The following is a 17,221-nucleotide window of genomic DNA, read 5'->3' as shown; positions in this document are numbered from 1 at the left end:
TCCGGCACCGGCGCGGATGCTGCCGCGACGGTCGCCACCAGGGACAGGGGGGACCGGGCGAGGCGATGCCGGGCTCACCCAGGGCGGTCGGCCAGCACCTCGCGTGCGGCACGGGTGCCGGAGGCCAGCGCTCCTTGGACCGACCCGGTCGCGCGGTGGTCCCCGCACACGTACCGCCCGGGTCCTTGGCGCGTGGTGCGGCTCAGCGGCCAGGGCGGTGGCATAGCAGGCAGCGCGTCCTGCACGGTGTGGGCGGCGATCAGCTGCCAGCCGGCGGTGTCCGTCCCGTACGCCTCGGCGAGCCGACCCCGCAGGGACCGCTCCCGGCCCGGCTGGTCGGCGCCCAGGACGGAAGTCGACACCAGCGCCGTGCCCCGCGGGGCGTAGGTGGGGGTGACCTCGCTCAGCACGCAGGTGTTGAGGAACTCGCGCCGGCCGTCGATCAACAGAACCGGTTCACCCACCGGGGAGCGGGCGGCGGCGTGGTAGTACGTCGTCACGATGCGGCCGCCGGGTGCCCGGAGGCCGGGGAGCAGACGGGCGGCGGCCGGTGCGGCCGTGGCCACGACGACCGCACCGGCCCGCAGCTCGGAACCGTTCTCGAGCAGGATGCCGTCGTCGGTCAGCGCGGTCACGAGCGTCTCGAGGCGCAGTGTGCCGGGCGGCAGCGACGCCGCGAGCTGAGCGGGCACCGCGCCGATACCCGCCGCGGGCAGACACAGACTGCCACGCGCCATGCTGCGCCATACGAGGTGGAAGAAGCGGGCGGACGTCTCCAGTTCGTCCTCCAGGAAGACGCCCGACAGGAACGGCCGGAGCAGCTCGTCGATCACCTCCGGGGACAGGCCGGCGTCCTTCAGAGCGGCTGCCGTCGTCCGGTCCCGCTGTCGCTTCAGGAACTTCGGCGGCAGCAACATGTCGCGGGCGGTGAGCCGGGCGAGCCCGAGCAGATCGCGGGGCCCGAAGTACCGTCCGGGCAGCAGAGCCGCCGCGGAACGCGGCTCCCTCGTCGGGTCGACGATCCGCATACGCCCGGCGGGGGTGTTCACGAGGACGCCCGGCGTGAAAGGCCGCAGACGCAGTTCCCGGAGATCCACCCGCCGCTTGATCTGCGGGTAGGAGGTGTTGAAGACCTGGAAGCCGCGATCAAGGAGGAAGCCGTCGCGCCGGTCCGTGCGCATCCGGCCTCCCACCTGGTCGGAAGCCTCGAGCAGTTGGACCCGCAGCCCCGCCCGGCACAGGTCGAGGGAGCAGGCGAGGCCGGCGAGCCCGGCGCCCACCACGACGACGTCAGGAGTGGCGTGCTGCGTCGGTTTCATCCCGTTCATCCCTCCAGGGTTTCGGCCGTGCCCGACGATCTGCCCCACGTCCGGCCGAAGTCCGACCGCGACCCGGAGCAGCGTCGGGGGTGAGCGTGTAACGGCACCGACCGCTCCTCGTCGTTACCACCGGGAAGCGTCACTTCTCAGGGTCGTGGCCCCAGTTCATCAGCGAGTACCGCCACTTGGTGCGGGTGACGTCGCCGGCGGGCCGCTGGGCGACGTGCCGGTGCACATAGCCGACGACCTTGCGCATGTGCGCGATGTCGTCCTCGTCGAGATCCGCCTTCTTGGTACGCAGCAGATCCACGATCCGCCGCCCCGAGGCATGTCCGACGCTCTCGCCACCGTCGGAGGACTCGCCGACGCTCTTCGACTCGTCGGTCCCCAGCCATTCCTCGAGGTCACCGGCCGTCATGTTGACCGCCTCCCCGAACTCGGCGACGGCCTTCTCGCGGTCCGCGTCGCTCCCGGGGTTCATGAGTCCTTGTCCCGCTTGCGCAGCGACTGCGGCTTGTGGACGGCCCTGCGGCCGGACTTGTCGCTCTCCACCTCGTACTGCGGCTCGTCCTTCGAGGCGTCGACGGTGCGGCCCGCCGCCTTCGTACGCTTGGTGATCTTCTTCTTGACCTTGCCCGGCACGGTTGTGCCGTGGCTGCTCCACGAGACCTGGTCGCCCTTGCCGAGCTTGTCGTCCTTGGCCATGGCAGTCCCTCCTGCGCTCACCGTCACCGGACCTGATCATGCTGTGCGGCGCCCGGCAGGGCCGCAACCTCGGCCGGATCCTCGGCCGGATCCTCCCCGCACGGGCGTGCCCCGGGCGGTGGCCGGCCGTGGACCGGCGGGCCCCGGCCCCGGTGCCTATGGTGAGAGAACGGCTCGCCGGACCGCGCGGCGCGAACCGCCGCTCCGGTGACACCTTCCCCACCGAGGAGGACCACGTGAGTGGCTCAGCACGTCCTCTGCAAGGCCGCACCGCCGTCGTGACCGGCGCCGCCCGGGGACTGGGCGCGGCGATGGCGAGGGAGCTCGCCCGGCGCGGAGCCACGGTCGCCCTCCTCGGCCGTGAGGAGTCGGCCCTCGCCGAAGTCCGGGAAACGATCCCAGGACCTGCCCGGTGCTGGGAGGTCGACGTGACCGACGACGACGCGATGCGTCGTGTGGCCGCCGACGTACGGGACCGCCTGGGCCCCGCCTCCGTAGTCGTCGCGAACGCCGGAGTGGCCGAAGGCGGCCCCTTCGCGGAGTCCGACCCCGCACTCTGGCGGCGGGTGATCGAGGTGAACCTCATCGGGAGTGCCGGCACCGCTCGTGTGTTCCTTGCCGATCTCCGTGCCTCCCGCGGCTACTTCCTGCAGATCGCCTCCCTCGCTTCGATCGGCGCGTCCCCGCTGATGAGCGCGTACTGCGCCTCCAAGGCCGGCGTCGAGTCTTTCGCCCACTCACTGCGGGCCGAGGTGGCGCACGAGGGCATCGACGTCGGCATCGCCTACCTGAACTGGACCGACACCGACATGATCCGTGACGCGGACGATCATCCGGTGCTGCGGGAGCTGCGGGCGCACATGCCGAGGCCCGCGAGGAAGGTCCATCCCGTCGAGACAGTGGCCGCCCGTATGGCGCGGGCCGTCGAGCGGCGGAGCGCGGCCGTGTACGTCCCGGCCTGGCTCCGGGCCACGCAGGCCGTGCGCGCCGCGATGCCTCCGGTGGTCACCTTCGTGTCGAAGCGGGAGCTTCCGCGCTTGCAGCGGAGGACCGTCTTCGAGGCGACGGGGCTGCTCGGCGCCGGCGGACGAGCGGACACCGACGCAGGCCACCGGGCGTCCACCGGAACCCCGGACCGCTGACCGCCGGCCGGGCGCCGGTGCGTTGACGGAGCAGTCGTTGTTCTCCCCGACGTGGCCCCCGCGGTCGAGACTGTCCGCGGCCTGGTCGCGACACAGGCTCCGTGGCTGACGGTCCGCTGCGCCTTCCGACCGGTCGCCCTCCGCGGGACCGTTCCCGAGAATGCCGCTGCCGGTGCGGTCGCGGTGCCGCGACAGCACCGGCAGGACTCGGCCGCCGGGCCGGGATCAGGATGGCGGCATCAGCACGGAGTCGATGAGGTGAACGGTCGCGTTCTTCGTCTTCACGTCACCGCAGACGATCGAGGCCGAGTCGTTCACCTTGAACTGGTCACCGGACCCGGACGTCGTCAACTGGCCGCCCTGCATGGTCGTGAAGGTGCCGTTCGGCAGCTTGTCGACCGTCACCTTCTCCTCCACCACGTGGTAGGTGAGCAGGTTCGTCAGTGCGGCCTTGTCGTTGAGGATGGCGTCGAGATCCGCCTTCGGGATCTTCTCGAACGCGTCGTTGGTCGGCGCGAACACCGTGATGTTCTGGGCGTTGTTGAGTGTGTCGACCAGTCCCGCCTTCTCCACGGCGGTCGCGAGCGTGGACAGTTCGGGGTTGCTCGCCGCCGCGGTGGCGACCGGCTGGCCCGCCATTTCGGCGGGGCTGCCCGGACCGCTCGTCGGCAGAGAGGCGCAGGCGGGACCGAACGGCTCGCCCGTACCCTCGGCCTGGGCGACCGGGGCGAGGGCCACGAGGCCGAGGGGAAGCAGGAGGCCGGCGGCACCGGCGAGAGCAGCACTCCTGAAGCGGTTGGTGTTCATGAGATTTCACCTTTGCTGGGGAGGAGCGACGGGCTCTTGCCGCTGCCCGTCACATCAGTCTCTTCCGCCCATGGACCTTCCGCGGATGCCTTATGAAAGGACTATTTACCGGACAATTTTATCGGCTGCTCCGGTCGCCGCATCAACCGATGAGGGCGCCCCGCACAACACTGCGTCCCGAGTGCGCCGGGTTCCCGTCGTACGCCTGGTCGGAGACATCCACCACCGGGTACGAAGGCAGGTCGACCCCGTCGGGCACGGGCAGGGTGGCTCGGCCGTCCCGGCCCAGTGCGCCGACGGGGACGAGCCGGCTCCCGGAGGGGTCCATGAGCCACACCTCGAAGTAGCCGTCGGTGTCCGGCAGGGCGTGCACGGTGATCTGCAGCACCCGGCCCTCCTCGGAGCTGTCGGCGAGCCGGACGGTCCCGAAGGCGCTGTGGCCGGGCCGGGGGGCGAGGCGGTGCGGCACCCCCGCGCTCTGCGACGCCTGAGGCCGGCTCTCGTGCGCCTGCCACCATGCGACGCCGCCGCCGGCGGCGAGCCCTACGGCAAGGGCGAGAGCGGCGAGCGCACGGGAGGGTCTGCGACCGCCCCACAGGGGCCGTCGCGAGGAGGTCCCGGTAGGTGCGGCCGGCTCGTAGGAATCGGTTCCCGAAGGGAGATCAGCGGCCTCCAGTTCGCGCCGGATCGAACGCCATACCCGGTCGGGCGGTTCTGTCATCGGATCGCCGGGACCGGCGGAACGGGCGGCGCGAACCACTGCACGCATCGCCTCGAGTTCTCGTCGGCACTCCGCGCACACCGCGAGGTGCAGGTGCTGTCCGGCGAAGCGTGCGGAGTTCGCGTTCTCGCCGTTGTCCCCGTGGTCCAGCGCGATCTCGGCCAGGTCGGCGGGGTCGACGTGGTCAGCCACCCGATCCTCCCTCCCGCGCTGTTCACCTGAACCGCGCCCGCCCCGGTCGTGGGGCGGAGACGGCGGCCTGTGCACACAGAAGGCACACCGACACTTCGCTCGTGTGCCGGCCGGCGGATGCCACCGGACCCGGCGGACACGGACAAAGCCGGACGGATCGCGTGACCGTGGCCGCATGCGGCTGTCAATACCGGAGACGTGCATCCTCGACACGGCGGCGCAGCAGGTGCATTCCGCGCCGGGCGTGACTCTTCACCGTGCCCAGCGGCATGCCCGTACGATGCGCGATCTGGACCTGGGTGAGGTCGCCGTAGAACGCCAGGGCGAGGATTTCCCGTTGCGCCGGAGGCAGTCTGCGCAGTTCGTCCGCGACGAGCACCCGGTCGAGGACCGCGTCAGGGGTCGTCTCCCGCGGTTCCGTGGCCGGCATCTCGGCCGCCGCGGCGCCGGCGATCCGGGCCCTGCGCGTACGTGCCGCCAGTGCGTCCACGACTTTGCGCCGGGTTATACCGACCAGCCAGGCGCCCAGCGGTCCGCGCTCCGGGCGAAAGCCCGCCCGTCCCCGCCACGCCGCGAGGAAGACCTGCTGGGTGACGTCCTCGGCTTCTTTGGCATCACCGAGGGAGCGAGTGGCCATGGTGTGCACCATGGCCCCCCACCGGCGATAGATCGCGGCGAACGCCTGCTCGTCCCCGAGCAGCAGTCCTTGGGCGAGCCGCTCGGACTCCCTCGTCTCCTCGACGGGTGCGTACAGGGTGCTTGCGGGCACCTTCACCGGCGTTGCACTCATGCTGCGCTCCCTCCGTCGGGCGACCGTTCGTGCTACCGCGGCCCCGATACGGTCAGGTGACCTCGTGGTTCACGCCATTGCGCGACGGGCCCAGTGTTCGACGACAGAAACGACGCAAGCAACATGCGTCGTTTGTGCGTCGTATGCTGGCCGTGTGAACCGTACGAACGACTGGCACCCGGGAACGGAGGCCGGCCTCACCACCGGCGCGGTGGCGCGCCGCTTCGGCGTGGCGCCCACCACGCTGCGCTCCTGGGACCAGCGGTACGGCATCGGGCCGGCCGCGCACGAGGGCGGCAGGCACCGGCGGTGGACCGCCGCTGACCTGGCGCTCCTCGAGCGCATGTGTGCCCTCACCAACGCGGGCCTGCCGCCGGCCGAGGCCGCCCGCGTCGCTCGCGCGGAGACACGTACCGCGCCGGAGACGAAGTCCCCCGGCGTCGACGGCGGGGGAAGCGTTCCCGGCCCCGGCGGTCCGGCCCCGCAGCGTTCCACGGCGCGCCGGCGTGCCGGAAGCGGCCTGCAGTTGGGGGACGCCCGGGTGGAATGCAAAGGGCTCGCCCGCGCGGCGCTGCGCCTCGATTCGCACGCCGTCGACCGCCTGCTGGAAGCGGTGATCGCCGAGCACGGCATCGTGGCGGCATGGACGGAGGTCGTCGTCCCGACGCTGAGGGCCGTCGGCCGTAAATGGGAGAGGTCGGGCGAGAAGTACGTCGAGGTGGAGCATCTGCTGTCGTGGCACGTCTCCAGCGCCCTGCACCGCCGCCGGGCCGTCCCCGACGAAGGCTCGACCGCGGATCCCGTGGTGCTCGCCTGCGTCCCCGGCGAGACCCACACCCTGCCGCTGGAGGCCCTCGCAGCGGCCCTCGGCGAGCGGGGGCTGCCGGTGCGCATGTTCGGCGCCGCACTGCCCGCCGAGGCCCTGATCGAGGCGGTCCGCCGAACCGGCCCGAGCGCCGTCGCGCTCTGGGCACAGTCCCGGACGACGGCGAGCCGACCGCTCGCCCAGCACGTCGCGCACATGACCTGGGGTGTGAGGGGGGCACGCCGGCAGCCGGTGGTGCTGACCGTGGGCCCGGGATGGACGGCGCCCCTCGTGCCCGGAACGCTGCACCCGCTCGGGCTCCGTGAGGCGGTGGACACGGTCGCCTCGGTGCTCGGCCGCTGACCGGTCCCTGTTCGGAGCAGCGTCCCCCCTCCTCACGAGGCGGTGCCCCGCCTTCGGTGGTTGCCTGGCGAGAGGCAACCAACGAGCGAGGACCAGCCGGGCCGCCCGAGGCACCTGACTGCACCGTTCCTGGAACGGTGCCGCAGGACCACGGAACGGAAGGCCGCCGACCAGGCTCGCGGCCGTTCTTGGAAGGGCGGCGGACGACTCGGCGCATCCAAGGACGCCTTCGTGGCGGAAGTGGCGGTGTTCGAGACAGTCGCGACGCCCGGAAGGGGGCCCGCATGCTCGGTATCCAGGCGACCGAGGACGACATGGGCGCAACCGGCGGCGAAGGCCGCCCCCTCAGGGGCATCTCCCCGGAGCGGCCCCGCCCTTGTGTGGTCGACGCCGTGGAGGCCGTTCTCCGGGATCACCTGGGCGAGCGTCTGGAGGACGCCCGGCGGACCGACGCGGTGTTCGCCGAGGAGGTCGCGGGGCGCGTGCGCGACATCGCCCTGCGCGGCGGCAAGCGTCTTCGGGCCCGGTTCCTCTGGTGGGGGTGGAGGGCCTGCGGCGGCCCGGCCGAGGGAGCGGAGACGGAGAACGTGCTCCGCGTCGCAGCTGCGCTGGAGCTGATCCAGACGTGTGCCGTGGTCCACGACGACCTCATGGACCGCTCACCGACCCGCCGTGGTGCCCGCGCCCTCCACGAGGATTTCGCGCAACAGCACTCCGCGGCAGGCATGTCCGGCTGCCCCGCGTCCTTCGGGACCGCCGGGGCCGTCCTCGCCGGGGATCTGGCCCTCGCCTGGGCCGACGATCTGCTGACCGCCACCGCGCTGGCCTCCGCACAGGGCGCCCGCCTTCAGCGGGAATGGCGCGCCATGCGGTCGGAGATGGTCGCGGGCCAGTACCTCGACATCCGCGCGGCGGCCACCGGCTCCACGGCGGTGGACCAGGCCGTCCGTATCGCCTGCCTCAAGAGCGCCCTCTACACCGTCGAGCGTCCCCTCGCGCTCGGCGCCGCCCTCGCCGGAGCCACCGACCGTACGACGGACGCCCTGCGGTCGGCCGGCCGGCCCGCGGGCATCGCCTTCCAGCTCAGGGACGACCTCCTGGGTGTGTTCGGCGATCCGCGGCGCACGGGCAAGCCCGCCGACGACGACCTGCGGGACAAGAAGCTGACCTACCTGCGCGCCGTCGCGCTGCGGCTGGCCGACGAGTCCGGGCCCGCGGCGGCCGCCGCGGCCCTGAGAGCGCCCGGCCCGACGCTGACGGACGCTCAGGTACGGGACGCAAGGGCCGCCCTGGAGAGCACAGGCGCCCGGCGGGTCGTGGAAGCGAGGATCAGCCGGCTGGTCCACCTCAGTGAACGCCGTCTGGCCGCGCTGCCCGGTGACCCCGCCGCCGTCGCGGCGCTCGGCAGTCTGATCCGCACAGCGGCGGGGCCGACCTCGCCGCACGAGGAGGACACTCCATGAAAACCGTTCCCGGTCGCACCGACCGCGTGGTCGTCGTCGGTGCCGGGCTGTCCGGCCTCGCCGCCGCGCTGCATCTGCTGGGCAGCGGCCGCCGGGTCACCGTGGTGGAACGGTCGGACCAGGCCGGCGGCCGGGCGGGGCGCGCGCGGCTGGGCGGCTATCTCCTGGACACGGGTCCGACGGTCCTCACGATGCCGCACCTCGCCGAGGAGGCGTTCGCCGCGGTGGGCGACTCGCTCGCGGACCGGGTCGAGCTCATCCCCCTGCACCCTGCCTACCGGGCGCAGTTCGCCGACGGATCGGGCCTCGACGTGCACACGGACGGGGAGGCGATGGCCGAGGAGGTCCGCGCCTTCGCGGGCCCGGCCGAGGCCGCCGGCTACCTGAGGCTCCGGCAATGGCTGCGGTCGCTCTACGAAGCACAGATGCGACGGTTCATCGACACGAACTTCGACTCGCCGTTCCAGTTGCTGCACCCGGATCTGGCGCGGCTGGCCGCCCTACGCGGCTTCGGCCGGCTGGACGCGCAGATCGGCCGGTACGTCAAAGACCCCAGGCTGCGCAGGGTCTTCTCGTTCCAGTCGCTCTACGCGGGCGTGCCGCCCGCCCGTGCGCTCGCCGCCTACGCCGTCATCGCCTACATGGACACGGTCGCCGGCGTGTACTTCCCCAAGGGAGGCATGCACGCGCTGCCCATGGCTATGGCGGACGCCGCCCGCGACGCCGGAGCCGAGTTCCGCTACGGCACCGAGGTCACGGAACTCACGATGTCCGCCGGACGCGTCACCTCCGTGCGCCTCGGCGACGGGGAGCGGCTGCCGTGCGACGCGGTGGTCCTCACACCCGATCTGCCCGTGGCCTACCGCCTGTTGGGACGCACACCGCGCCGGCCGGTACGGGTGACGCACTCCCCCTCCGCGGTGATCCTCCACGCGGGCACGCGCCGCAGCTGGCCGGGCCTTGCCCACCACACCATCTCGTTCGGACACGCCTGGGAGCGGACGTTCGACGAGATCACACGCACGGGGCAGCTCATGAGCGACCCGTCGTTGCTCATCACCCGGCCCACGGCCCACGAGCCGCGGCTGGCGCCCGAGGGCCGGCATCTGCATTACGTGCTCGCGCCCTGCCCCAACACAACCGTCGGCCCGTCGGCGGACGCATGGCGTTCCCTGGCCCCCCGATACCGCGACAGCATCGTCAGCGTGCTGGAGAAGCGCGGTCTGGACGGGTTCGGCGACGCGATCGAGGAGGAGCAGTTGATCACTCCAGCCGACTGGACGGCACAGGGTCACGCTGCGGGAACTCCGTTCTCCGCGGCCCACACCTTCGCGCAGACCGGCCCGTTCCGGCCACGCAACCTGGTCACCGGCGTCGAGAACGCCGTGCTGGCCGGCTGCGGAACGACTCCGGGTGTAGGCGTACCCACCGTGCTCGTCAGCGGAAAGCTGGCGGCGTCCCGCATCAGCGGACAGTGAGAGGCGGTCATGACACGACGTGAACTGGACGCGGCGCGGATCTCGGACCCGGGGCTGCGAGCGGCGTACCAGCACTGCCGGCGGCTCAACGCCCGTCACGGCAAGACCTACTTCCTCGCCACCCGGCTGCTGCCGGTCCACCGGCGTCCGGCTGTCCACGCACTGTACGGTTTCGCACGCTGGGCCGACGACATCGTGGACGATCCGGCCCGCGTCCGCACACCAGAGGCGCGGGACCTGCTGCTCGCGCGGCTGGAGAGCCAACTCGCTTCGGGGCTGCGGACCGGCCGGAGCAGCGAACCCGTCGTGCGGGCTGTGGCCGACACGGCCAGGGCCTACGCCATCCCCCACGAGCACTTCTCGGACTTCGTGGCCTCCATGCGGCAGGACCTCACGGTCACGGACTACGCCACCTACGAGGACCTCAGGTCGTACATGCACGGGTCCGCCGCCGTCATCGGCCTGCAGATGCTGCCTGTGCTCGGCACCGTGGTGCCGAAGGAGGTAGCGGCACCGCACGCGGCCGCGCTGGGGGTCGCGTTCCAGCTCACCAACTTCCTGCGGGACGTCGGCGAGGACCTCGACCGCGGGCGGGTCTACCTGCCCGCCGACCTGCTCGCCGCCCATGGTGCGGATCGCGCTCTGCTGGAGTGGAGCCGCGCCACCGGCAAGCCGGACCCCAGGATCCGCGCCGCGCTCGAAGCCGCCGCCGAGCTCACCCGGAGCGTCTACCGGGAGGCACGACCGGGCATCGACATGCTCGAGCCGCGCGCCCGGCCCTGCATCCGGACGGCCTACACGTTGTACGGAGGGATCCTCGACGCCATCGCCGACGACGGCTACGCCGTGGTGCAGCGACGGTCGGTGGTACCACGGAGGCGCCGCGCCGCCGTAGCACTGGACGGACTCGTACGGATTCTGACGACGCGCCTGCGCCCACAACCCCGGCGGTCGCCGGAGCACGCCCTCAAGTCGCGCCCGGCCGCACTGGCAGACAGGTCGCCCGCCACGGGCCCCGGGAGGTACGGAGCATGACGGGGCCTCGGGGACCCCTGCGGTACACCCTGCCCGTGCGGTCGCGGCGCCGGACCCGCTGGGAACAGCAGACGCCGACATGGCGCGAGGCCAGGCCGTCGCTCATCGCGGACGCGCTGAAGCGCTCGGCGGCACGGCCCTCCGGCAACTGGTACGTCATCGGCGCCTCGCGGGAGATCGGCAGCGAGGGGCACCCGTTCGGGCGGACGATCGGCGGCGTGGAGGTCGTCGCCTGGCGCACCGCCTCGGGCGGGCTGAGGGCCGGGCCGGGCGCCTGTCCGCACCTCGGCGCCCCCCTGCGGGACAGCCGGATCGTGTGCGGCAGCGTGGTCTGCCACTGGCACGGACTGTCCCTGGACGGAAGTCCGTTCGCCGGCTGGGACCCGTACCCCGCCCATGACGACGGCGTGCTCTGCTGGGTGCGTCTCGACGACCTCGGCGGGGAGCCGCCGCTCGACCGGCCGGTGGTGCCGCCGCGTCCGAGCGGCGGCACTGTCGACGCCGTGTTCACCGCCGTGGGCCGCTGCGAGCCGGAGGACGTGGTGGCCAACCGCCTCGACCCGTGGCACGGGTCCTGGTTCCACCCGTACTCCTTCGTGGATCTGGCCGTCGTGCGGGTGCCGGAGGGCGACGCGGACGAGGACGCGTTCACCGTCGACGTGTCGTTCAAGCTCGCCGGTCGGCTTGTCGTTCCCGTGCGGGCGGAGTTCACCGCGCCCGAACCGCGCACGGTCGTCATGCGCATCACCGAGGGCGAGGGCGCGACGTCCGTCGTGGAGACGCACGCCACGCCGCTGGGCCCCGGCCCTGACGGCAGTCCGCGTACGGCGGTGATCGAAGCCGTCGTCGCCGTCTCCGATCGGCGTGGGTTCGCCGTGGCACGGGCGGCGGCCCCTGCGCTTCGGCCGCTGATCCGGTGGGCGGCGGGGCGCCTGTGGCGCGACGACCTCGCGTACGCGGAACGGCGCCGGCTGCTGCGCAGCACGGGTCGATTCCCGGGCTGATCCGGTCGGTTCGGCCGCCCTGCCGGACGCCGGCCCGGCACCCGGCCCGCTGCCCCTGGAACCGATGGCTCAGTCGATGTCGGCGAACCGGGCGGCCATGCTCCGGAGCAGTCGCGAACGTCCCCTGCGAGGCACCGTCCACAGCGGGTGACCGGCCGCGCCCCAGCGCTCCAGCAGCGAGTTGGCGGCGAGGAACCCGGTGGTGGCGGCACGCTCCATGAGGGCGACCGGGAGGTCGGTGCGAACCAGGTCGCCGGCCATCGTCAGAGCGGGGTGGGGCGTGCGCACCGTCGGGCGGGACGGGTAGCCCTTGACGGGGAACAGAGGGCAGTCCGCACGCCATTCGTGCCGGGCGTCGACGACCCGGGCCTCAGCGGTCTCCGGGTAGACCTCGTGGAGTTGCCGCAGCAGTCTCCTTTCGACGGCGTGACGGTCGGCGGACTCGTCGACCGCGTAACCGTGCAGTTCCACGACAGCGCCGCCGGTGCGCCGGGCCCAGCGGCCCGCCTCCCCCTCCCAGCGGTCCAGCACGCTCACGTTGTCGAGGCCGTCGAAGCCGCTCGTGCCGAGGAAACCGGGCCGCCACCGGCCCACGGGACGGTCGAGCCACAGTCGGGACACCAAGAAGGGCGGCGCGGTCCGCTGGGCCGCGATCCCGGCCCGCCACGCCTCGTTCCCCAGTCCCGGCGACGCCTCGACCAATCGCTTGAGGCCCGTCACGTCCAGAGCGAGCACGACGGCGTCGTACTCGGTGGAGGTGCCGTCGGCATCGACGCTGAGCGCCGTGCCGCCCGACGGGCGGACGGAGTCGACGGGCGAGCCGGTCCGGATGTCCGCACCCGAGCGTTCGAGGTAACGGCCCAGCGGCTCCCAGAGCGCTTGCGGGAACGGGTCGTCGGGCACGTCGAAGAGCAGTCCCTCCGAGGAGCCGAGGAAGTAGATGTGGAACATCAGCAGCAGTTCGGCCGCGGACAGTTCCCGAGGGTCGGAGAAGAAGCTGCGGGAGAACACCTCGAACGCGAGGTGGTGCGCCGCCGGGGGGAAGTTGACCGCGTCGAGGAAGTCCTGGGCGCTGACGGTGTCGAAGCGCTCGTACACGTCGGGCACACGCACGTCGAAAAGCGGGAGGGCCGCGCCCGGCCGCATGGCGGCGAGGTCCCGCCACCCGAAGGTCGGGCTGAGTGCGGCGAACCCGAGGGCGCTCCAGGGTGGCGTGCGGGGCACATGGGCGAAGCTGTCGGTGAGGCCGGAGCGATGGCGCAAGGGGTAGTCCGGCAGCGGGCGGAGGACGGAGAGCGAGGGGTCCGCACGGCGGAGCAGGCCGCGCAGGTTGTAGTACTGGCGGAAGAAGGCGTGAAAGCCGCGGCTCATCGTCACCCGGCTGCCGTCGGCGAGCTCGGTCCGCCAGCCTGCCAGGCGGCCGCCGAGGCCGGCTCCGCGCTCGTGGAGCGTGACCCTGACGCCTCTTTCAGCCAGCGCCGTCGCGGCTGCCAAGCCGGCGATACCGGCTCCGACGACCGCTGCCCGTGGCGGCGGTCCGTGGACCCGGCGCAGGCCCGGCGCCGCCGTCAGCACCTGCGCCTTCCGGTCCCGCCCCCTGCGGGGAGCCGCCCCGTCGCGGACGCCGTAGCGGATCATCGGGCCCCTGCCTTTCCGCGCCCCGGGCCGCTTCGGGAGCGACGGCCCACGAAGGTGTGGACGATACCGGTCTGCCATCCGGGGACCGGCAGCACGCGGACGTCCTCGAATCCGGCGGCACCGAGCCGTGCGGCGAAGGCAGGCGCGGTGTCGAACTCCAGCACGCTGCGATGGAGGTAGCGGTACAGGTCCCTGTCGCCGGTGACGGTGCCGGCCGGGATGATGACCGCCCGGCACACGGCCGACCAGAGAGCCCGGTGTCCGGCCGACCCGCTCAGGGAGTATTCGTGGACCGCGAGTCTGCCGCCGGGGCGCAGAGCCGAGTGGACCGCGGCCAGCACGGCGTCGGGATCCGCAACGTTACGGAAGAGGTAGCCCGCGAAGACCGCGTCGAAGGGCCCGGTGACCCCGGCGGCGGTCAGGCGCTCCACCGGCGAGTGCACGAAGGTCACACCGGGGGGCCAGCGTTTGGCCGCTGCCCGTTCGAGCATGCCCTCGGAGGCGTCGACGGCGGTGATCCGGGCGAGCGGGGCGGCTCGCAGCAGGGCCGCCGTCGAGGCGCCCGTACCGCACCCGATGTCGAGGATGTGCCGGCCCGCGCCGCCGCCGGGCAGGCGGAGCCGCCGTGCCGAACGTCTGAGGTCCGCGTGGTAGCCGGCGTTGAGGCCGACGAGTCGGTCGTACCCGGCGGCGGCATGGTCGAAGGCTTCTGCCAGATCCGCGTCGCGCATCAGCGTCATCCGGTGCTCTCTTCGCGTGTGGAGGGGAAGGGCTTCCGCGGCAGGAAGGGCAGTTCCACCGCGGTACGGAGCATGGGGCCGACGGGTGTGGCGAAGCCGAGGAGCACGTCCTCCCACAGTGCGCTGCGGCCGTCGAGGAACCGCAGCACCCGTTCGACGGGCATGCGCCGGAACAACCGGGTGAAGAAGTCCGGGCCGTTGACGCGTCCGGAGTCCAGGGCGCGCAGCATCACGGCGTCCATGGCCAGGGCGCGGCGCCCGTGGGGCGCCGGCAGCCGGGCCTCCTTGCCGTCACGCAGCGCGGCGGCGACGGCCTTGCTCTGCCTCTGGACGGCGGAGAACGTGTAGCCGGTCGCCGGCCTCGTGGCGCCTCCCACGGCGCCGATGCGGTACACGGCGGGGCCGATCCGGCGGGCGAACCGCGCGTCCGTCATCGGGATGACACCCGCTTCGACGGAGCGCACCTCGAACGGCCCGAGGCGCAGGATGTCGCGGGTGTACTGCCCGAGAGCCGCCTCGTACTCCGGTTGCGACAACGGGGTCCGGGAGAACTGGGTGTACTCGACGAGCGCGTCCCTCGGGCCGAGCGGGAGGACGTATCCGAACGCGAGCCCGCGGGCGGGCTGAGGCACCCTGAAGTCCATCAGCTCCACGACCTCCTCGTCGAAGGCCGGAGCCGAGGTGCGGACGAACCAGCCTCTGAAGTGCTGCAGCAGGGTGCTGCGGGCCGGGGGCAGCGACCGGGCGGGGCGGGAGTCGAACAGGTACCGGCCCCGCACCGTGATGCGATCCCCTCGCGCCGTGACGCACAGGGCTTCCGCGCCGCCGGCCACGTTGCGCACCGTCTCCGCTGTCGCCTCCACCAGCCGCACGTGAGGAAGCGCGGCCAGCCGCGGTCCGACCAGGGCCTCGAAGGCGTCAGAGCGGAGCATCCGGTAGCGCAGCGATCCGAGTTCGCCCTCGACGACCTCACCGTCCCGGCCACGGACGCGCAGCCGCCGCCAGCTCGCGACCTGAGCGTCCTCGAAGTCGCCGGGGCCCTCCTGCCAGAAGCACCAGGTGCGCTCCGCCGGACGCAGCGACGGCCTCGACGTGTCCACCAGCGCCAGGGGGACGGGGCGGGCGGCGCCGGGCGCCGTCAGCGCGTGTGCGAGTGACAGCCCCGCCGCCCCGCCGCCGACGATCACCACGTCCGTGGCGATCCGTGCGTGCCTCATCCGCCCTCCTTGCCGGGGACGTGGGTTCCGTCGGCTTTCGCGGACACCATGTGCGCCTCGCCTGCCATCGCTTCGACCACCATGTGCACTGCTGCGTCGAGTCTGCCCGGCGGCGGCATCGTGGGCGGTTTTCCCGACACGGCCCGCGTGGCGAAACCCGTGTCCCGACGTCCCGGCCACGCCTCGGCGGCCCGGTGGCCCCGTCTCCCCCGTTCATGGCGATGCACCCCGGCGATGTCCATGCACGCTCCTTGTCCGCGCCGGGTCCCGAGCCCGCCGCACTTCGGCACGCTGGGACTTCCGCGTGCCCGGCTTCCCCGGATGCAGAGCGGTGCGGACGGGGACGCGGCGGACACCGACAGGCCGGCGCGGCTGAAGGCCCGCCGCTGCTCTGATCACCGCATCCTCATCGGCAGCGCCGACCTGGAGCAAGGCGCCCGTCGGCACGGGGGCGGTCGACGAGCTCAGTCGGAGGTCCGGCGCAGGACCAGGCAGACGAAGCCGAAGCTGTCCCGGTAGGAACGCAGCCATTCCGAGCGGCGGGTAGCGGCTGTCGAGAGAAGTCGGGCACTGTCCGGATCATCAGGATGATCCAGGGCCCACGCAGCCATCGATCCCCAGCATGCCCATTCGTAGTCGTCCAGTTCCCGGCGGGTGCTGACGTGGCCGTGGACGGGCGTCCACCCGTCAGCAGTCACCCGGTCCAAGGTGGTCGCCAGGTCGGCGAAGTCGCCGAGCGTCTCAACGGCTTCCGGTGAAGGCTCTTTCTCCCAGAATCCGTCTCCGACCAGGACGCGACCGCCCGGAGCCAGATGCCTGCGTGCCGCCGCGAGAGTGGGGAGCAGACCGCCGAAGGCGTGGGCGGCGCCGACGCTGAGCACCAGGTCGAACGCGTGCGCGGAGACGAAGTCGGCGGCTGCCTCGTGGTGGAGTACCAGACGTTCCCGGACGCCGAGGCTGCTCGCGGCCTCGCGGGCTTGTGCCAGTGCGTCTTCGGAGATGTCGACGCCCTCGGCAAGCAATCGAGGGTGAATGGACAGGGCGCGAAGGAGCCACTCTCCTCCTCCGCAGCCGAGATCGAGCACACGCGCGTCGGGTCGGGACATCCCGCGCTCGAGCAGTTCGCGCACCGAATCGTCGTCGAGGGGAGACCGGATCGGATGATTGGCATGAGCGATGCTGGACATTCGTTCACGATTCACCGGCGCAGCCTGACACCGCCGAAAGTCCGCGCGCACCTCCATTTTCGCAGTGAACTGGCCACCACTCACGCTCACGTCCCGTTCCTCGCGAACGGCGCCGAGCCCCGCGAAACAGCCCCCATGTCGCGGCCGGGCAAATGTTCAACGGCCGGGCTCGGCCCCGGGACTCCTGCTGGTATGCGTTCTGCTCGCAGGCGTGGACTCGTCCCTGGTCTTCCTCAGGTCGATCAGTGCGGTGGAGGCACAACGCCGCAGTGCGGTCGACGGCCGGCCGGTCGTCCGCTGGAGGCCGCGCCGCACGTACTGTCTGCGACTGCGCATCCGGTCGGGCCGCGGCGCCCGCCGGTTGCACTGGGTCCACATCTGGCATGACCCTCCCGGCGTGGTAGCGGTGAGGACAGCCAAAGACGGCAACGAGACCGTGCCGACCGTCGTCGTGGCGGGCCGGCCGCACACACACCCTGATCCTGCGTGGCTGCAGGAACAGCTCCCCCGGCACGCGTGAGAGGAGGGGCACTCCGTCACAGACGTCCGCGGGTGCGGCCCGGCCACCGCGGACCGTCCTGTCGGCCCCCGTCGGCCGACGCACGATCGTCGCGC

At 72.5% G+C, this 17,221-nt stretch carries 17 protein-coding genes and 1 pseudogene; 7 read left to right on the top strand and 11 right to left on the bottom strand.

What is annotated here, in order from left to right; translation table 11 throughout:
* Positions 1-74: 74 nt before the first annotated feature.
* From MDN94_RS17785 to MDN94_RS17775, 3 genes are all read right to left on the bottom strand, one after another.
* On the bottom strand, positions 75-1,319 hold the full coding sequence (locus MDN94_RS17785; RefSeq protein WP_482726725.1) for an NAD(P)/FAD-dependent oxidoreductase: 1,245 nt from the start codon (positions 1,317-1,319) through the stop codon (positions 75-77).
* Between the two features lie 139 nt (positions 1,320-1,458).
* Positions 1,459-1,800: a DUF3140 domain-containing protein gene (locus tag MDN94_RS17780; RefSeq protein ID WP_482726724.1), complete on the bottom strand. Its 342-nt coding sequence runs from the start codon at positions 1,798-1,800 to the stop codon at positions 1,459-1,461.
* On the bottom strand, positions 1,797-2,024 hold the full coding sequence (locus tag MDN94_RS17775; RefSeq protein ID WP_482726723.1) for a hypervirulence associated TUDOR domain-containing protein: 228 nt from the start codon (positions 2,022-2,024) through the stop codon (positions 1,797-1,799). The genes MDN94_RS17780 and MDN94_RS17775 overlap by 4 nt, the downstream gene beginning before the upstream one ends.
* A 236-nt stretch (positions 2,025-2,260) precedes the next feature.
* On the opposite strand from MDN94_RS17775, the gene MDN94_RS17770 reads away from it, so the two are divergent.
* Complete coding sequence (locus tag MDN94_RS17770) at positions 2,261-3,166, top strand: SDR family oxidoreductase (RefSeq protein ID WP_482726722.1); 906 nt, start codon at positions 2,261-2,263, stop codon at positions 3,164-3,166.
* Between the two features lie 225 nt (positions 3,167-3,391).
* Here MDN94_RS17770 and MDN94_RS17765 read toward each other — a convergent pair whose 3' ends face one another.
* The 3 genes from MDN94_RS17765 to MDN94_RS17755 all read right to left on the bottom strand — a co-directional run bounded on the left by MDN94_RS17765 (position 3,392) and on the right by MDN94_RS17755 (position 5,676).
* Positions 3,392-3,973, bottom strand: a complete 582-nt coding sequence (locus MDN94_RS17765) for a fasciclin domain-containing protein (RefSeq protein WP_482726721.1) — start codon at positions 3,971-3,973, stop codon at positions 3,392-3,394.
* 142 nt (positions 3,974-4,115) lie between these two features.
* A complete protein-coding gene (locus tag MDN94_RS17760; RefSeq protein WP_482726720.1) occupies positions 4,116-4,886 on the bottom strand; it encodes an anti-sigma factor in 771 nt (256 codons plus the stop codon).
* 184 nt (positions 4,887-5,070) lie between these two features.
* Positions 5,071-5,676 carry an RNA polymerase sigma factor gene (locus MDN94_RS17755; protein ID WP_482726719.1) on the bottom strand — a complete coding sequence of 202 codons (606 nt, stop codon included), beginning with the start codon at positions 5,674-5,676 and terminating at the stop codon, positions 5,071-5,073.
* Positions 5,677-5,830: 154 nt separating this feature from the next.
* Between MDN94_RS17755 and MDN94_RS17750 the strand changes: the two genes are divergently transcribed.
* The 5 genes from MDN94_RS17750 to MDN94_RS17730 all read left to right on the top strand — a co-directional run bounded on the left by MDN94_RS17750 (position 5,831) and on the right by MDN94_RS17730 (position 11,824).
* Positions 5,831-6,844 (top strand): MerR family transcriptional regulator, encoded by a 1,014-nt coding sequence (locus MDN94_RS17750; protein WP_482726718.1) that lies wholly within the window; start codon positions 5,831-5,833, stop codon positions 6,842-6,844.
* Between the two features lie 284 nt (positions 6,845-7,128).
* Complete coding sequence (locus MDN94_RS17745) at positions 7,129-8,307, top strand: polyprenyl synthetase family protein (protein WP_482726717.1); 1,179 nt, start codon at positions 7,129-7,131, stop codon at positions 8,305-8,307.
* Positions 8,304-9,785, top strand: a complete 1,482-nt coding sequence (locus MDN94_RS17740; protein ID WP_482726716.1) for a phytoene desaturase — start codon at positions 8,304-8,306, stop codon at positions 9,783-9,785. The genes MDN94_RS17745 and MDN94_RS17740 overlap by 4 nt, the downstream gene beginning before the upstream one ends.
* A 9-nt stretch (positions 9,786-9,794) precedes the next feature.
* Positions 9,795-10,820: a phytoene/squalene synthase family protein gene (locus MDN94_RS17735; protein ID WP_482726715.1), complete on the top strand. Its 1,026-nt coding sequence runs from the start codon at positions 9,795-9,797 to the stop codon at positions 10,818-10,820.
* Entirely contained in the window at positions 10,817-11,824 is a 1,008-nt protein-coding gene (locus MDN94_RS17730) for a DUF5914 domain-containing protein (RefSeq protein WP_482726714.1), read from the top strand. Before MDN94_RS17735 ends, MDN94_RS17730 begins: the two co-directional genes overlap by 4 nt.
* Before the next feature lie 69 nt (positions 11,825-11,893).
* Here MDN94_RS17730 and MDN94_RS17725 read toward each other — a convergent pair whose 3' ends face one another.
* The 5 genes from MDN94_RS17725 to MDN94_RS17705 all read right to left on the bottom strand — a co-directional run bounded on the left by MDN94_RS17725 (position 11,894) and on the right by MDN94_RS17705 (position 16,621).
* Positions 11,894-13,462: an FAD-dependent oxidoreductase gene (locus tag MDN94_RS17725; RefSeq protein WP_482726713.1), complete on the bottom strand. Its 1,569-nt coding sequence runs from the start codon at positions 13,460-13,462 to the stop codon at positions 11,894-11,896.
* A complete protein-coding gene (locus MDN94_RS17720; protein ID WP_482726712.1) occupies positions 13,459-14,202 on the bottom strand; it encodes a class I SAM-dependent methyltransferase in 744 nt (247 codons plus the stop codon). Before MDN94_RS17720 ends, MDN94_RS17725 begins: the two co-directional genes overlap by 4 nt.
* Positions 14,199-15,419, bottom strand: coding sequence for a lycopene cyclase family protein (locus tag MDN94_RS17715; protein ID WP_482726711.1), 1,221 nt, complete (start codon positions 15,417-15,419; stop codon positions 14,199-14,201). Before MDN94_RS17715 ends, MDN94_RS17720 begins: the two co-directional genes overlap by 4 nt.
* Positions 15,416-15,661: a hypothetical protein gene (locus MDN94_RS17710; protein WP_482726710.1), complete on the bottom strand. Its 246-nt coding sequence runs from the start codon at positions 15,659-15,661 to the stop codon at positions 15,416-15,418. Before MDN94_RS17710 ends, MDN94_RS17715 begins: the two co-directional genes overlap by 4 nt.
* A gap of 222 nt (positions 15,662-15,883) precedes the next feature.
* Positions 15,884-16,621, bottom strand: coding sequence for an SAM-dependent methyltransferase (locus MDN94_RS17705; protein ID WP_482726709.1), 738 nt, complete (start codon positions 16,619-16,621; stop codon positions 15,884-15,886).
* 151 nt (positions 16,622-16,772) lie between these two features.
* Here MDN94_RS17705 and MDN94_RS17700 point away from each other — a divergent pair.
* Positions 16,773-17,126: pseudogene (locus tag MDN94_RS17700) on the top strand (thioredoxin domain-containing protein); the annotation flags it as partial.
* Between the last annotated feature and the right edge of the window lie 95 nt (positions 17,127-17,221).

It is taken from the genome of Streptomyces sp. WAC00040 (assembly GCF_056835925.1).
Note: the sequence above shows the minus strand (reverse complement) of the source record. Positions and strands in the feature narration are given on the sequence as shown.

Excerpts from the sequence above, each read along its gene's own strand:
- MDN94_RS17730 (WP_482726714.1), top strand. The coding sequence starts at position 10,817 with ATGACGGGGCCTCGGGGACCCCTGCGGTACACCCTGCCCGTGCGGTCG.
- MDN94_RS17720 (WP_482726712.1), bottom strand. The coding sequence starts at position 14,202 with ATGACGCTGATGCGCGACGCGGATCTGGCAGAAGCCTTCGACCATGCC.
- MDN94_RS17725 (WP_482726713.1), bottom strand. The coding sequence starts at position 13,462 with ATGATCCGCTACGGCGTCCGCGACGGGGCGGCTCCCCGCAGGGGGCGG.
- MDN94_RS17785 (WP_482726725.1), bottom strand. The coding sequence starts at position 1,319 with ATGAAACCGACGCAGCACGCCACTCCTGACGTCGTCGTGGTGGGCGCC.
- MDN94_RS17775 (WP_482726723.1), bottom strand. The coding sequence starts at position 2,024 with ATGGCCAAGGACGACAAGCTCGGCAAGGGCGACCAGGTCTCGTGGAGC.
- MDN94_RS17765 (WP_482726721.1), bottom strand. The coding sequence starts at position 3,973 with ATGAACACCAACCGCTTCAGGAGTGCTGCTCTCGCCGGTGCCGCCGGC.
- MDN94_RS17780 (WP_482726724.1), bottom strand. The coding sequence starts at position 1,800 with ATGAACCCCGGGAGCGACGCGGACCGCGAGAAGGCCGTCGCCGAGTTC.
- MDN94_RS17710 (WP_482726710.1), bottom strand. The coding sequence starts at position 15,661 with ATGGACATCGCCGGGGTGCATCGCCATGAACGGGGGAGACGGGGCCAC.
- MDN94_RS17755 (WP_482726719.1), bottom strand. The coding sequence starts at position 5,676 with ATGAGTGCAACGCCGGTGAAGGTGCCCGCAAGCACCCTGTACGCACCC.
- MDN94_RS17715 (WP_482726711.1), bottom strand. The coding sequence starts at position 15,419 with ATGAGGCACGCACGGATCGCCACGGACGTGGTGATCGTCGGCGGCGGG.
- MDN94_RS17740 (WP_482726716.1), top strand. The coding sequence starts at position 8,304 with ATGAAAACCGTTCCCGGTCGCACCGACCGCGTGGTCGTCGTCGGTGCC.
- MDN94_RS17745 (WP_482726717.1), top strand. The coding sequence starts at position 7,129 with ATGCTCGGTATCCAGGCGACCGAGGACGACATGGGCGCAACCGGCGGC.
- MDN94_RS17735 (WP_482726715.1), top strand. The coding sequence starts at position 9,795 with ATGACACGACGTGAACTGGACGCGGCGCGGATCTCGGACCCGGGGCTG.